The following is a 13,036-nucleotide window of genomic DNA, read 5'->3' as shown; positions in this document are numbered from 1 at the left end:
TATTTCGACCAAGAAGAAGCGGCATCGGTGTTCTTCCTTAGTGGGCGACGCCGGCGGCGACGGATTCGTCGATGAACCGGCCTTCGCGGAAACGGTTGAGGCCGAAATCGGCGGCCAGCGGCCCGGGCTGGCCGCGCGCGACCAGATCGGCCATCGCCCAGCCAGAGCCCGGGATCGCCTTGAACCCGCCGGTGCCCCAGCCGCAGTTGACGAAGATGTTCCCGACCGGGGTGGAGGACAGGATCGGCGAGCGGTCGCCGGTCATGTCGACGATGCCGCCCCATTGCCGCAGCATCTTGAGCCGCGAGATCATCGGGAAGGTCTCGATCAGGGCGCGGACGGTTTCCTCGATATGCTGCCAAGAGCCGCGCTGGGTGTAGTTGTTGAACCCGTCGGTGCCGCCGCCGATCACCATTTCGCCCTTGTCGGATTGCGACATGTAGCCATGCACGGTGTTGGCCATGACCACGACATCCATGCAGGGCTTGATCGGTTCGGAAACAAGCGCCTGCAGGGCCATCGATTCAATCGGCAGGCGGAAGCCCGCCATTTCGGCCAGCACCGAGGAATGGCCGGCGACGACGATGGCCAGCTTGTCGCAATCGATCGCGCCCCTGGTGGTGTCGATGCCCTGCACCTGGCCGCCCGCGGTGCGGATGCCGGTCACCTCGCATTGCTGGATGATGTCCATGCCCATGGCCGAACAGGCCCGCGCATAGCCCCAGGCGACGGCGTCATGGCGCGCGGTGCCGCCACGCGCCTGATAGAGCGCGCCCAGCACCGGGTAGCGGGGACCGTCGATGTTGATGATCGGCACCAGGTCCCTGACGCGTTCGGGGCCGATCCATTCGGTTTCGACGCCTTGCAGGGTGTTGGCATGGACGGTGCGCTTGTAGCCGCGCACCTCATGTTCGGTCTGCGCCAGCATCAGAAGGCCGCGGGGGCTGAACATCACGTTGTAGTTCAGATCCTGGCTGAGGTCTTCGTAAAGCGAACGGGCCTTTTCATACAGCGCCGCCGAAGGATCCTGCAGGTAGTTCGAGCGGATGATGGTGGTGTTGCGCCCGGTGTTCCCACCGCCCAGCCAGCCCTTTTCGACGACCGCGATGTTGCGGATGCCGTGGTTCCTGCCCAGGTAATAGGCCGTGGCCAGCCCATGGCCGCCCGCCCCCACCACGATCACGTCATAGCGTTTCTTCGGCTCGGGCGAGGTCCAGGCGCGTTCCCATCCGGAATGGAAACGCATCGCCTCGCGCGCGACGGCGAACAGGGAATAGCGTCTCTGGGCCATGCGGCGCTCCTGCTGGGGCCCGGGCGGGCCCGGGCGGGTGGTCTTGCCGGGCGCGCGAATCCCCGCGCCCGCCCGGCGCTTGCATCATTGATGGACCCGGGCGGGGGCCAATTTCCAGCCCCCGGACGGCATTTGCCCCCCAGATTTCGTCAAAAAATCCGTCCACGCCCTGCGACATGGCGCTCCATCCCGCGGCATTGGGCTTTTTCCCGCGGCGCAAGCGGCCTAAATGGGTGCAGCACAAGGAGACGCCATGCTGTTCTGGATCATCACCGCCGCGCTTGCCGCATTGATCGCGCTGTTGCTGGGGCTTGCGCTCTGGCGGGGGCGCAGCGGGGCCGAACCCTCGGCCGCCTATGACCTGCGGGTCTATCGCGACCAGTTGCGCGATGTGGAACGCGATCTGGCGCGCGGCGTGCTGGCGCGCGATGAGGCAGAGCGGCTGCGGCTGGAAATCTCGCGCCGGGTGCTGGAGGCGGACCGCGCCGTCCAGGCCGGGCAGGTGGCGGCGCGTGCGTCCCGGGGGCTGACGCTGACGGCGGCGCTGGCGGCGGCGGTGGTGCTGGGCGGGTCGTTCTGGCTCTATCAGCGGCTGGGCGCGCCGGGCTATCCCGACCTGCCGCTGGCGCTGCGCATCGACATGGCGCAAGAGCTTTACGACAACCGCCCCACGCAGGACGCGGCCGAGCAGACCGCCACGGCCGCGCGCGGCCCCCTGCCCGAACCCGACCCGCAGTTCAACACCCTGATGGAACGGCTGCGCGCGGTCGTCGCGCAGCGCCCCAATGATCTGGAAGGTCTGGCGCTGCTGGCCCGCAATGAGGCGAACATGGGCAATTACCGCGCCGCATGGGAAGCGCAGCGGCGGCTGGTCGCGCTGAAGGGGGATGCGGCGAGCGCCGAGGATCATGCCCGGCTGGCCGAGCTGATGGTGGTCGCCGCCGGTGGCGTCGTCACCGCCGAGGCCGAGGGCGCGCTGGGCCGCGCGCTGGCGCTTGACCCGGGCGACGGGCTTGCGCGCTATTACGTCGGGCTGATGATGGCGCAGAACGGGCGCGGCGACCGCGCCTTCCGGATCTGGGATGGGCTGCTGCGCGAAAGCACGGCGGATGCGCCATGGGTGCCGCAGATCCTGGCCAATATCCCCGCGCTGGCCTGGCTTGCGGGTGAGGCCGACTATACCCCGCCCGCCCCGCGCGCCGGCGCGGCGCTGGATCTGGCCGGCGCCCTGCAATTGCCGCCCGATGCGCGCGAAGCCGCGCTGCGCCCGGGCCTTGAGGCGCTGAACGCGCGGCTGGCGCAACAGGGCGGGACGGCGCAGGACTGGGCGCAGCTTCTGGCGGCCCTGCGCCTGCTGGACGACGGGGCGCGCGCCGATGCCGTTCTGGGCGAGGCCGAAACCCTGTTCGCCCAGCGCCCCGAGGATCTGGCGCTGATCCGCGCCGCCAATGCCGGCACCCCGCCCGGCCCCGCGCTGCCCGCCCTGCCCGGGCCCGGCGCGGCCGAGATGCAGGCGGCCAGCGCGATGACCGAGGCCGAGCGGCAAGAGATGATCCAGGGCATGGTCGCGGGGCTGGAAGACCGCCTGCTGGCCGAAGGTGGCAACGCGGGGGAATGGGCGCGGCTGATCTCATCGCTGGGAATTCTGGGCGAAACGGCCCGCGCGCGCGCCGCATTGGCCGCGGCCAGTGCCGCGTTGGCCGCCGATCCGGCCGCGTTGGAACAGATCCGCGCCGCCGCCCGGGCCGCGGGGCTGGACGAGTGATCTGCACCTCGATTGAGGATTTCGCCGCCGCCCTGCCCCGCACCGGGGCCGTCGCGGGGCTTGATCTGGGCACCAGGACGATCGGCGTGGCGGTGTCGGATGGGCTGCGCAGCGTTGCCTCGCCCCTGACCACGATCCGGCGCGAGAAATTCACGCTCGATGCGCAGGCGCTGCTGAAGATCGTGGCCGAACGCGACATCCGGGGCCTGATCCTTGGCCTGCCGATGAACATGGACGGCAGCGAAGGCCCGCGCTGCCAGTCGACCCGCGCCTTCGCGCGCAATCTGGAAAAGCTCACCCCGCTGCCGATCGGATTCTGGGATGAACGGCTGTCGACCGTTGCCGCCGAACGCGCGATGCTCGAGGCGGATATGTCCCGAAAACGTCGCGCCGAGGTGATCGACCATGTCGCCGCCGGGTTTATCCTGCAAGGCGCCCTGGACCGTCTGGCTTATATGGGACAGCGATGACCGACACGACCGACAGCCTCTGGACCCGGCCCGAAATCGAAAGCCCCTGCGTCAGGCTATGCGCGGTGCATCCGGTCGAGCGAATCTGCGTGGGATGCTTCCGCACGATCGAGGAAATCGGCCGCTGGGGCAGCATGTCGCCACAGACCCGGCGCCGGATCATGGACGAATTGCCCGGTCGCGCCCCCCGCCTGCAGCGGCGACGGGGTGGCCATGCCGGCCGGGTCGGGACCGGGTAACGCGGAACGGGGGCTCTGCCCCCGCGCGCGTGCCGCGCGTCCCCCGGGATATTTTCGCAAAGCCGAAAATGCAAGCTGCGGCCCGGGCGCGATCTGTCCTTCGGCTTTGTCCAAATATCCCGGGGGTGAATTGGCGCACAGCGCCAAGAGGGGGCAGCGCCCCCTATGTGCGCGGGAACACGAAACAGCGGTCGCGACGGATCATCAGCCACATCGGCGTGCCGGCTTTCGGCAGAAAGACATTCGGCACGGTCGTCTTCAGCACCGATCCGTCGAAATCCATCACGAATTCCACAAGGCTTTCGCGCCCCATGAAACGTGCGCGTTGCACCACCCCGCGGGCAGGCGTTCCATCCTGTGGTGTCGGGTTCGGACCGCGCCCGGCGCGGTCGAAATCGATTTTCAGGTGCTGCGGGCGGATCACGATGTCGACCGGTGTGCCATCGGGGTGGCCCGGGGTCAGGAATTCACCAAACGGGGTCCGGGTCAGCGCGCCCCGGACTGTGGCCGGGATCACGTTGATATCCGAAAAGAAGGCCGCCGCCGCGCGGTCGATGGGGGCGTTGTAGAGGTTGTAGGGTGCGCCGCGCTGCACGATACGCCCGCCGCGCATCAGCAGGATCTGGTCGGCCATGCGCATCGCCTCATGCGGTTCATGCGTCACCAGCAGGACCGCGGTGCCTTCCTCTTTCAACAGCGCCAGCGTTTCATCGCGGATGCCGTCGCGCAGCCGCTCATCCAGCCCCGAGAAGGGTTCGTCCATCAACAGGATGCGCGGCCGCGGCGCCAGGGCGCGCGCCAGCGCCACGCGCTGCTGTTCGCCCCCCGACAGCGCATGGGGAAAGCTGTCGATGTGGCGCGACAGATGCACCCGGGCCAGCAACTCCTCGACCCGGGTGCGTTTCCCGGCCCGGGGGCCGGTCAGCCCGAAAGCCACGTTGTCGGCCACCGACAGATGCGGGAACAGCGCGAAATCCTGAAACATCAGCCCGATCGCGCGCCGTTCCGGCGGGACGCGGAAGACCGTATCGCAGACCAGATTGCCATCGACGAAGATGCGCCCTTCGTCCTGCATGTCGACGCCCGCGATCAGGCGCAGCGTGGTCGATTTGCCGCAGCCAGACGGGCCCAGCAGGCAGGTCACCTGCCCCGCCGGGATCGAGAACGAGACGTCATCGACAACGGTCTGCCCGCCGAAGCGGCGCACCAGCCCCTGCACTTCAAGGCGCGGCGCCTCGGGCATGGGGCGGGGGCCTGCGGCGGGACGGGGGGGCTGGGTCATCGATATTCCGATTGGAACGGTCAGGTTACGTTCGGGATAGCAGGCCCGGCCGGGCTGTGCAAGCACCGGCCCCCGCGGCGGCCGATCCTAAATCGTGAGATTGGTGGCCCCGCCATCGGCCAGGATGTTCTGCCCCACGATAAAGCCCGCATGCGCCGAACACAGGAAGGCACAGGTGGCGCCGAATTCGGCCGCCGTGCCATAGCGGCGCGCGGGGATCGTCGCGGCGCGGCGCGCGGCGGCTTCTTCCAGCGTGAGGCCCTGGTCCCTGGCCACCCCGCCATCCAGCGCGATCGCGCGGTCGGTGGCGTGGATGCCGGGCAGCAGGTTGTTGATCGTCACGCCATGCCGGGCGACCTGGCGCGCGGTGCCCGCGACAAATCCCGTCAGCCCCGCCCGGGCCGAATTGGACAGCCCCAGCTGCGGGATCGGCGCGCGCACCGATTGCGAGGTGATGTTGACCACCCGCCCCCAGCCCTGCGCGATCATGCCCGGCAGGCAGGCCTGCATCAGCGCGATCGGGGTCAGCATGTTGGCATCCAGCGCCGCGATGAAATCGTCGCGCGACCAATCCGACCACAGGCCGGGCGGGGGCCCGCCTGCGTTGGTGACAAGGATATCCACCCCGCCCGCCGCGGCCAGCACCTCGGCGCGGCCCGATTCGGTGGTGATGTCGGCCGCGATCGCGGTGACCGGCACGCCATGGGCCTGGCGGATCGCTTCGGCCGTTGCTTCCAGCGCGGGCGTGCCCCGGGCGTTCAGAACCAGTTCCACCCCGGCCGCCGCCAGCGCCTCGGCGCAGCCGCGCCCCAGCCCCTTCGACCCCGCGCAGACCAGCGCACGCTTGCCCCTGATGCCAAGATCCATCCTGATGCTCCCCTGCAAATGTTCCGCCCCTGCCTAGCACCGGCGCGCGGCGGACAAAAGATCGTGATGGCGCGTATCGGGCGTGCGGTGCTTGACGCACGGGGCGGTAATCGGATTTACCGGGCAGAAGAATGTTCCCCAAGCCCCTTGCAGAAGGCCGCAGCCGATGTCGCCCGCCCCGCCCGCGCGCCCAGACAGCCCGCCGCCCGCGCGCCGGGTGCATGTCTTCGAGGCGGCGGATTTCCGCGTGACCTCGGGGGCCAATCACGGCGATCCGGTCGGCCCGCCCCCCGAATGCGAGGCGGGCGATGTCTATCAGCTGGACCGCGAGGCGCGCCCGCGCCGGATGTTGCTGGCCGCCGATGGCGCACCGGGGGGCGTGCAGGTGGTGGCGCCGGGGTCAGAGCTGGGCCGTGCAGGCGACCGGATCGAGCTGGTCGCGCGCCATGTGATGATGGCCCCCGATGGCGACGGGGTGGATATCCTGCTGTTGCGCAACACCGGCAGCGGGCGGCTGTGCATCCTGCCGATGTCGCCCATCGCGCCGCGCATGGATTACACGCTGATCGAAACCGACAACGCGCCGCGCGATGTGCGGCTGGCCGATCTGGTCTGTGTGGCCTTCACCACGGGCACGATGATCACGCTGGCGGGCGGCGCACGGCGCCCGATCGAAAGCCTGCGGCCGGGCGATGCGATCCTGACGCGCGATCACGGCGCGCAGCCGCTGCGGCTTGTGGCGCGGGCGACATTGCGGGCGCTGGGGTCCTTTGCCCCGGTGGTGATTTCGGCCGGCACGCTGGGCAATGAGGGCGATCTGATCGTCAGCCCGCATCACCGCATCTTTCTGTACCGGCGCGGCAAACAGCGCATCGGCCGCACCGCCGAGGTTCTGGTGCAGGCCAAGCATCTGGTCGATGACGGCAAGGTCTGGCGGCGCGAAGGCGGCTATGTCGATTATCACGCGCTGGTCTTTGACCGGCATGAGATCATCTATGCCGAAGGCATCCCCTGCGAAAGCCTGATGGTGACCGAGGCGACGCTGGGCCTGTTGCCCGGCGATCTGACAGCGGAAATCCGCAGCCGCCTGCCGGGGCTGAACCACAAGCCGCATTTCAGCACCGAGGCCGGGCGCGAGACGCTGGCGCGCGTGGGGCTGGACACGCTGTTTCGCCGCCGCGCGGGGGACTGAGGGGCGCGCGCGGGCGGTGACCCGGGCGGGGGGCTGTCTGCCCCCCGGGCCGCAGCCCGCCCCCGTGCCGGGGGCCGGCCACGTCCCCCCCCGAGGATATTTTCGCAAAGCCGAAGCAGGCAGGCGCGGCTTTGGCGATCTGGGCGATTGCGCGGGCGGCGGGGGCGCGCTAAAGGGCGCGCATGAGCAACAGACCCGATCTTCCCGCCGAAATCGCCCGCCGCCGGACCTTTGCGATCATCGCGCACCCGGATGCCGGGAAAACCACGCTGACCGAAAAGTTCCTGCTGTTCGGCGGCGCGATCCAGATGGCGGGCCAGGTGCGCGCCAAGGGCGAGGCGCGGCGCACGCGGTCGGACTTCATGAAGATGGAGCAGGACCGCGGGATTTCGGTTTCCGCCTCGGCGATGTCGTTCGACTATCGCGCGTTCCGCTTCAATCTGGTGGATACGCCCGGCCACTCGGATTTTTCCGAAGATACCTACCGCACGCTGACGGCCGTTGATGCGGCGATCATGGTGATCGACGGTGCCAAGGGGGTGGAAAGCCAGACCCGCAAGCTGTTCGAGGTATGCCGGCTGCGCGACCTGCCGATCCTGACCTTTTGCAACAAGATGGACCGCGAGGCGCGCGACACCTTCGAGATCATCGACGAGATCCAGGAAAACCTGGCCATCGACGTGGCCCCCGCCAGCTGGCCGATCGGGATGGGCCGCGATTTCCTGGGCTGCTATGACATCCTGCACGACCGGCTGGAGCTGATCGACCGGGCCGACCGCAACCGGGTGGCGGAGTCGATCAAGATCGACGGCCTGGACGACCCGAAGCTGGCCGAACATGTCCCTGCCGGGCAGCTGGAAAAGCTGCGCGAGGAACTGGAGATGGCGCGCGAATTGCTGCCCGCCTTCGACCGCCAGGCCTTTCTTGAGGGGCACATGACGCCGATCTGGTTCGGATCCGCGATCAATTCCTTTGGCGTCAGGGAGCTGATGGACGGCATCGGCGAATACGGGCCGCAACCGCAGGTGCAGAAGGCGGCCGAGCGCGACGTGGCGCCCGAGGAAAAGCCCGTCACCGGCTTTGTCTTCAAGGTGCAGGCCAACATGGACCCCAAGCACCGCGACCGGGTGGCCTTTGTGCGCATGGTTTCGGGGCATTTCACGCGCGGGATGAAGCTGTTGCATGTGCGCAGCAAAAAGCCGATGGCGGTGACGAACCCGGTGCTGTTCCTGGCCGCCGACCGCGAGCTGGCCGAAGAGGCCTGGGCGGGCGACATCATCGGCATTCCGAACCACGGGCAACTGCGCATTGGCGATGCGCTGACCGAGGGTGAGGCGCTGCGCTTTACCGGCATCCCCAGTTTTGCGCCCGAACTGCTGCAATCGGTCCGGTCCACCGACCCGATGAAGGGCAAGCATCTGGAAAAGGCGCTGATGCAATTCGCCGAGGAAGGTGCCGCCAAGGTGTTCAAGCCGATGATCGGATCGGGCTTTGTCGTAGGTGTGGTGGGCGCGCTGCAGTTCGAGGTGCTGGCCAGCCGGATCGGTATCGAATATGGCATTCCGGTGCGGTTCGAGCCGTCGCAGTTCACCTCGGCGCGCTGGGTGCAGGGCGATTGCGCGGCAGTCGAACGGATGGTGCAGGCCAACAAGCAGCACATTTCGACCGACCATGACGGCGATATCGTGTTCCTGACGCGGTTGCAGTGGGACATCGACCGCGTGATCCGCGATTATCCCGGCATCGCGCTGAACGCGACCAAGGAAATGATGCAATAACCGGGGCTGACGGGGGAATTGCCCCGAAGTCAACCTGAAAGAAGTGGATTTTCACAAGCTTCTTCGCTAAAGGACCGCCAGTTCCTGTAATTTGAGAGGTTTGTATGAGTGGCAATTTCAGTCGGCGTGCCGTGATTGGTCTGGGACTGGGCGCGCTTGCGGTGTTGGCGGGGTGCGGCAGCGCCTGGATGACCAGCTATGAACCGGTCGGGGCTTCGGCAAAGGACTGGCGGCTGGCCGGGGTGGATGTGACCGTTCCCGAAACGCTGTCGGTTTCCGAAGACAACACGGTCTATGTGCCCAAGGCAGACATCGTCTGGCAGGGTGAACCCTTTGGCGACCGGCGCGCGCAGGTCGCGCGGCTGCTGCGTGAGGGGATCACGCACGGCGCAGCCGGGCTGAACGGCAAGCAGCGCGTCCGCTTCCGCGTGACGCTGCAGACGTTCCATGCGCTGAACGAAAAATCGCGCCGCTCGGCGCCCGCCGGCACGGGTGTCTATGATATCCGCTACACGATCGAGGTGGTCGATGCGCGCAACGGTGCGGTGATCGTGCCCGCGCAGGCGGTTGCGGCCGATTTCCCGGGACAGACCGGCACCGCCGCCACCCAGATGGAAGCACGCGGCATCACCCAGCGCGTTCAGGTAGTTGGCCATCTGGCGGCCACCACCGCGGGCTGGTTGGGCCTTGGGCCAGACAACCGCACCAGCTTTGCACGCATCGGCGGCTGAGACATGCGGTCGGGCGGCGGGATGACCGCCCGCCCGGGGCGCGCGCGATGGGCGACCGGGTGCCTGCCCGCGCCGCCGTGCAGCGCGATGCGGAAATACCGGAATAGGGGCCGGTGCAGCGCAAGGCCCGTCCCGGCGCGTGACCGGGGCAAGGACGGGGCAAGGACGGGGCCGGGCCCAGGATCGGGCGGCGCGGTGTCCCCTGGCGGATCTGGCGCCTTCGCCGGTTGGGGGCCCGGCGTTGTTCACGATCCCGGGCAATCCGTTACGGAACAAACCGGCCCGGGGCGGTCAGGCCTCGGGGCTGATCAGGCGGTGATATTCCTGGATCGCGAACCGGTCGGTCATGCCGGCGACATAGTCCAGCACGACCCGGGCCAGTTCGGTCCGGCCGATCCCTTGCGCGCGGGCGACCTCGGGCTGCCAATCCTCGGGCAGCAGGTCGGGTTCGTCCAGAAACAGCGGGAACAGCGCGTTGACCATCGCCGTGACACGGCGCCGTTCAACCACGACCGAGGGCGCGCGATACATCCGCGTGAACAAAAAGCCCTTGATCGCCTTGAGGTTCTGATAGAGCGGCTTGGAAAAGCGGATGATCGGCCCCTCCATCGCGCGGATGTCATCCACGCTTTGCGGTTGCAGGCTTTCCAGCCGGTTCTGCGCCACGGCGATCACATCCTCGACCATCACGCCAAAGATGCGGCGCAACGCCTCATGCCGGCGGCGCATCGGATCAAGGCCCGGGTGCAGGCGATCCACCTCGGCGAAACAGGGGCCGATGGTGGGCAATTCCATCAGGTCGGTCTCGGTGAACAGGCCGGCGCGCAACCCGTCGTGCAGATCGTGGTGGTTATAGGCGACATCATCGGCCACGGCGGCCACCTGCGCCTCGGCGCTGGCGTTGGTGGTCAGTTCCAGATCCCATTGCGCGTCGAATTCGGCCAGCGCATAAGGCAGGCTGGCACGGTCCGGTACGGTATGTGACCCGCCGCCCCCCCCGATGACCGGCCCATTATGCTTGGCGATGCCTTCAAGCGTTTCCCAGGTCAGGTTCAGCCCGTCAAAGCCTGCGTAGTGCTTTTCCAGCCGGGTGACGATGCGGATCGCCTGGGCATTGTGATCGAACCCGCCAAAGGGCGCCATCAGCGCGGCCAGCGCATCTTCGCCGGTATGGCCGAAGGGCGGATGGCCAAGGTCATGGGCCAGCGCCACCGCCTCGGCCAGGTCGGTGTTCAGGCCCAGGGCACCGGCGATGGTGCGCGCGACCTGCGCCACCTCGATCGTGTGGGTCAGACGGGTGCGGTAGTAATCGCCTTCGTGTTCGACAAAGACCTGCGTCTTGTGTTTCAGCCGCCGGAAGGCGCTGGAATGGATGATCCGGTCCCGGTCACGCTGAAACGGCGAACGGAAGGTGGACATGCTTTCGGCATGCAGTCGCCCCCGGCTGGCTGCGGGATGGCAGGCATAAGGTTGCAGCACGATCCGGCCCCTCGTCTTGTCGCGTCTTTTGCGTCATCCTATATCGCAGCAAGAGGTAAAGAACAGGTGCGAAGATGCTGAACATTCCCCCGAAAGTGACGCCCCGTGCCTTTGCCCGGCTGGCCGAGATCAATGCCGGCGCGGCCACCCCCCGCGCGTTGCGGGTCGCGGTCGAGGGCGGCGGGTGTTCGGGGTTCCAATACGACCTGCAGCTGGAGGATACCCCGGCCCAGGGCGATCTGGTGCTGGAAGGCGGCGGTGAACGGGTGCTGATCGACCCGATATCGTTGCCGTTTCTGGAAAATGCGGTGATCGATTTCACCGATGAGCTGATCGGCGCGCGCTTTGTGGTGCAAAATCCCAATGCCACGTCATCCTGCGGCTGCGGGATTTCTTTTTCGATGTGACGGGCGGGTCCGCCGGCCGCTGCGGCGCCTGCGGGCCGGGCGCTTGCCGCGATTGATGCGCAGAGATCGCGGGCGGGCGCGCTTGGCAAGGCCTGCGCTGCGTCCTAGAAAGGCCCCACGCCGCAGGGAGAGCTGCATGAAAATCGCCACCTTCAACATCAACGGGATCAAGGCGCGCCTTGAGGCCCTGCCCGCCTGGCTGGCCGAGGCCCGCCCCGATGTCGCCCTGCTGCAGGAAATCAAGTCGGTGGATGAGGCTTTCCCGCGGGAAATCTTTGAGGACATGGGCTATCGCGTGGAAACCCATGGCCAGAAAAGTTTCAACGGGGTGGCGATCCTGTCGCGCCTGCCGCTGGAGGATGTGACCCGCGGCCTGCCCGGTGATGACGCCGACGACCAGGCCCGCTGGATCGAGGCCACGGTGATCGGGGACCGCGCGATCCGCGTGGCGGGGCTGTATCTGCCCAATGGCAACCCCGCGCCGGGGCCGAAATATGACTATAAACTGGCCTGGATGGACCGTATGCGCGCCCATGCCGCCGCCCTTCTGGCCACCGAAGATCCGGTGGTTCTGGCGGGCGATTACAACGTCATCCCCCAGGATGAGGATGCCGCCCGCCCCGACGCCTGGCGCGAAGATGCGCTGGCGCTGCCGCAAAGCCGGGCCGCGTTCCGGCGCATTGTGAACCTTGGCTTCACCGATGCCTTCCGTGCCCGGGTGCAGGGGCCGGGGCATTACAGTTTCTGGGATTATCAGGCCGGTGCCTGGCAGCGCAACAACGGCATCCGCATCGACCATCTGCTGCTGTCGCCCCAGGCGGCCGATCTGTTGCGCGACGCGGGCATCGACCGCGAGGTGCGGGCCGGTGACAAGCCATCCGACCACGTCCCGGTCTGGATAGATCTTGACGCCTGATCCGCGGCCCCGGCCCCGCCGCGCCGCCTAACGCGCGTAAACCACCAGTTCGGGCAACGCCGTCAGCGGCAGGCCCAGAAGCCGCAGCGCGGGAAGGGAAATCCGGCTGCCCGCGCCTGCAGCCGCCCCCGGCATCGGCAACAGCGTGACCTGCGCCGAGGCGCCGGTTGCGGCATGCTCGATCCGGCCCGGTGTTTCGGCGCGCGCAAGCGGCGTGCGCAGCCAGAATCCGGGATCGGCGGGGTTGCCCAGGCTTGCCACCGTCGCACCCAGCCGCGTCTCGGCCCCCGGGGCGGGCTTTGCGGCGGCGGCGCGCTGCGCGGCGGTGGTGGTGTCGAAATCCTCGACCGTGCGCGCGGCGGGTTTCGGGATCGGCACGGGCAGCGGTGCCGCAGGCGGCGCCACGGCGGGCGTCACCGCATCGGCCGGGCGCAGGCCCGCAAGCGGCCCCTGCGCACAGGCCGACAGCACGATCAGCGCGCCAAGCGCGGCGGCAACGGTGGCTTTGGTCATGGCAGGCATCCCTTTCCTTGCGCGGCATTCCCGAAAGGCTAACCGCTTTGCCCGGCGCGGACAATCGCGCGGGACAGTCGCGCCAGGCATGGCACGACAGGCATGG

At 68.1% G+C, this 13,036-nt stretch carries 13 protein-coding genes; 8 read left to right on the top strand and 5 right to left on the bottom strand.

Going from position 1 to position 13,036, the window contains the following annotated elements; genetic code table 11:
* Positions 1–37 precede the first annotated feature (37 nt).
* Positions 38–1,291: a sarcosine oxidase subunit beta family protein gene (locus tag ACK8OU_RS10965; RefSeq protein WP_410303464.1), complete on the bottom strand. Its 1,254-nt coding sequence runs from the start codon at positions 1,289–1,291 to the stop codon at positions 38–40.
* Between the two features lie 253 nt (positions 1,292–1,544).
* Between ACK8OU_RS10965 and ccmI the strand changes: the two genes are divergently transcribed.
* Genes ccmI through ACK8OU_RS10950 form a run of 3 tightly spaced genes read left to right on the top strand, consistent with a single transcriptional unit; the run spans position 1,545 to position 3,765 of the window.
* On the top strand, positions 1,545–3,056 hold the full coding sequence (ccmI, locus tag ACK8OU_RS10960; RefSeq protein ID WP_410303463.1) for a c-type cytochrome biogenesis protein CcmI: 1,512 nt from the start codon (positions 1,545–1,547) through the stop codon (positions 3,054–3,056).
* Positions 3,053–3,526: a Holliday junction resolvase RuvX gene (ruvX, locus tag ACK8OU_RS10955; RefSeq protein ID WP_410303462.1), complete on the top strand. Its 474-nt coding sequence runs from the start codon at positions 3,053–3,055 to the stop codon at positions 3,524–3,526. Before ccmI ends, ruvX begins: the two co-directional genes overlap by 4 nt.
* Complete coding sequence (locus tag ACK8OU_RS10950) at positions 3,523–3,765, top strand: DUF1289 domain-containing protein (protein ID WP_410303461.1); 243 nt, start codon at positions 3,523–3,525, stop codon at positions 3,763–3,765. Before ruvX ends, ACK8OU_RS10950 begins: the two co-directional genes overlap by 4 nt.
* 163 nt (positions 3,766–3,928) lie before the next feature.
* Here the strand turns inward: ACK8OU_RS10950 and ACK8OU_RS10945 are convergent, their stop codons facing one another.
* Positions 3,929–5,047, bottom strand: a complete 1,119-nt coding sequence (locus ACK8OU_RS10945; protein ID WP_410303460.1) for an ABC transporter ATP-binding protein — start codon at positions 5,045–5,047, stop codon at positions 3,929–3,931.
* An 87-nt stretch (positions 5,048–5,134) separates the two neighbouring features.
* The gene (locus tag ACK8OU_RS10940; RefSeq protein WP_410303459.1) at positions 5,135–5,914 is read right to left on the bottom strand and encodes an SDR family oxidoreductase; all 780 of its coding nucleotides are present in this window, start codon (positions 5,912–5,914) and stop codon (positions 5,135–5,137) included.
* Positions 5,915–6,080: 166 nt separating this feature from the next.
* Here ACK8OU_RS10940 and ACK8OU_RS10935 point away from each other — a divergent pair, with 166 nt between their 5' ends.
* From ACK8OU_RS10935 to ACK8OU_RS10925, 3 genes are all read left to right on the top strand, one after another.
* Entirely contained in the window at positions 6,081–7,106 is a 1,026-nt protein-coding gene (locus ACK8OU_RS10935; RefSeq protein ID WP_410303458.1) for a Hint domain-containing protein, read from the top strand.
* Positions 7,107–7,288: 182 nt separating this feature from the next.
* Positions 7,289–8,884, top strand: a complete 1,596-nt coding sequence (locus ACK8OU_RS10930; RefSeq protein WP_410303457.1) for a peptide chain release factor 3 — start codon at positions 7,289–7,291, stop codon at positions 8,882–8,884.
* Between the two features lie 104 nt (positions 8,885–8,988).
* Positions 8,989–9,615: a DUF6778 family protein gene (locus ACK8OU_RS10925; protein ID WP_410303456.1), complete on the top strand. Its 627-nt coding sequence runs from the start codon at positions 8,989–8,991 to the stop codon at positions 9,613–9,615.
* A 291-nt stretch (positions 9,616–9,906) separates the two neighbouring features.
* On the opposite strand, the gene ACK8OU_RS10920 is transcribed toward ACK8OU_RS10925, so the two are convergent.
* Positions 9,907–11,094: a deoxyguanosinetriphosphate triphosphohydrolase gene (locus ACK8OU_RS10920; protein WP_410303455.1), complete on the bottom strand. Its 1,188-nt coding sequence runs from the start codon at positions 11,092–11,094 to the stop codon at positions 9,907–9,909.
* A 74-nt stretch (positions 11,095–11,168) separates the two neighbouring features.
* Here ACK8OU_RS10920 and ACK8OU_RS10915 point away from each other — a divergent pair, with 74 nt between their 5' ends.
* Both ACK8OU_RS10915 and xth read left to right on the top strand, forming a co-directional pair.
* Positions 11,169–11,501 carry a HesB/IscA family protein gene (locus ACK8OU_RS10915; protein ID WP_410303454.1) on the top strand — a complete coding sequence of 111 codons (333 nt, stop codon included), beginning with the start codon at positions 11,169–11,171 and terminating at the stop codon, positions 11,499–11,501.
* 136 nt (positions 11,502–11,637) lie between these two features.
* The gene (xth, locus tag ACK8OU_RS10910; protein WP_410303453.1) at positions 11,638–12,417 is read left to right on the top strand and encodes an exodeoxyribonuclease III; all 780 of its coding nucleotides are present in this window, start codon (positions 11,638–11,640) and stop codon (positions 12,415–12,417) included.
* A gap of 27 nt (positions 12,418–12,444) precedes the next feature.
* On the opposite strand, the gene ACK8OU_RS10905 is transcribed toward xth, so the two are convergent.
* On the bottom strand, positions 12,445–12,930 hold the full coding sequence (locus ACK8OU_RS10905) for a hypothetical protein (RefSeq protein WP_410303452.1): 486 nt from the start codon (positions 12,928–12,930) through the stop codon (positions 12,445–12,447).
* Between the last annotated feature and the right edge of the window lie 106 nt (positions 12,931–13,036).

The organism is Pontitalea aquivivens (assembly GCF_046507575.1).
GTDB lineage: Bacteria > Pseudomonadota > Alphaproteobacteria > Rhodobacterales > Rhodobacteraceae > Pontitalea > Pontitalea aquivivens.
Note: the sequence above shows the minus strand (reverse complement) of the source record. Positions and strands in the feature narration are given on the sequence as shown.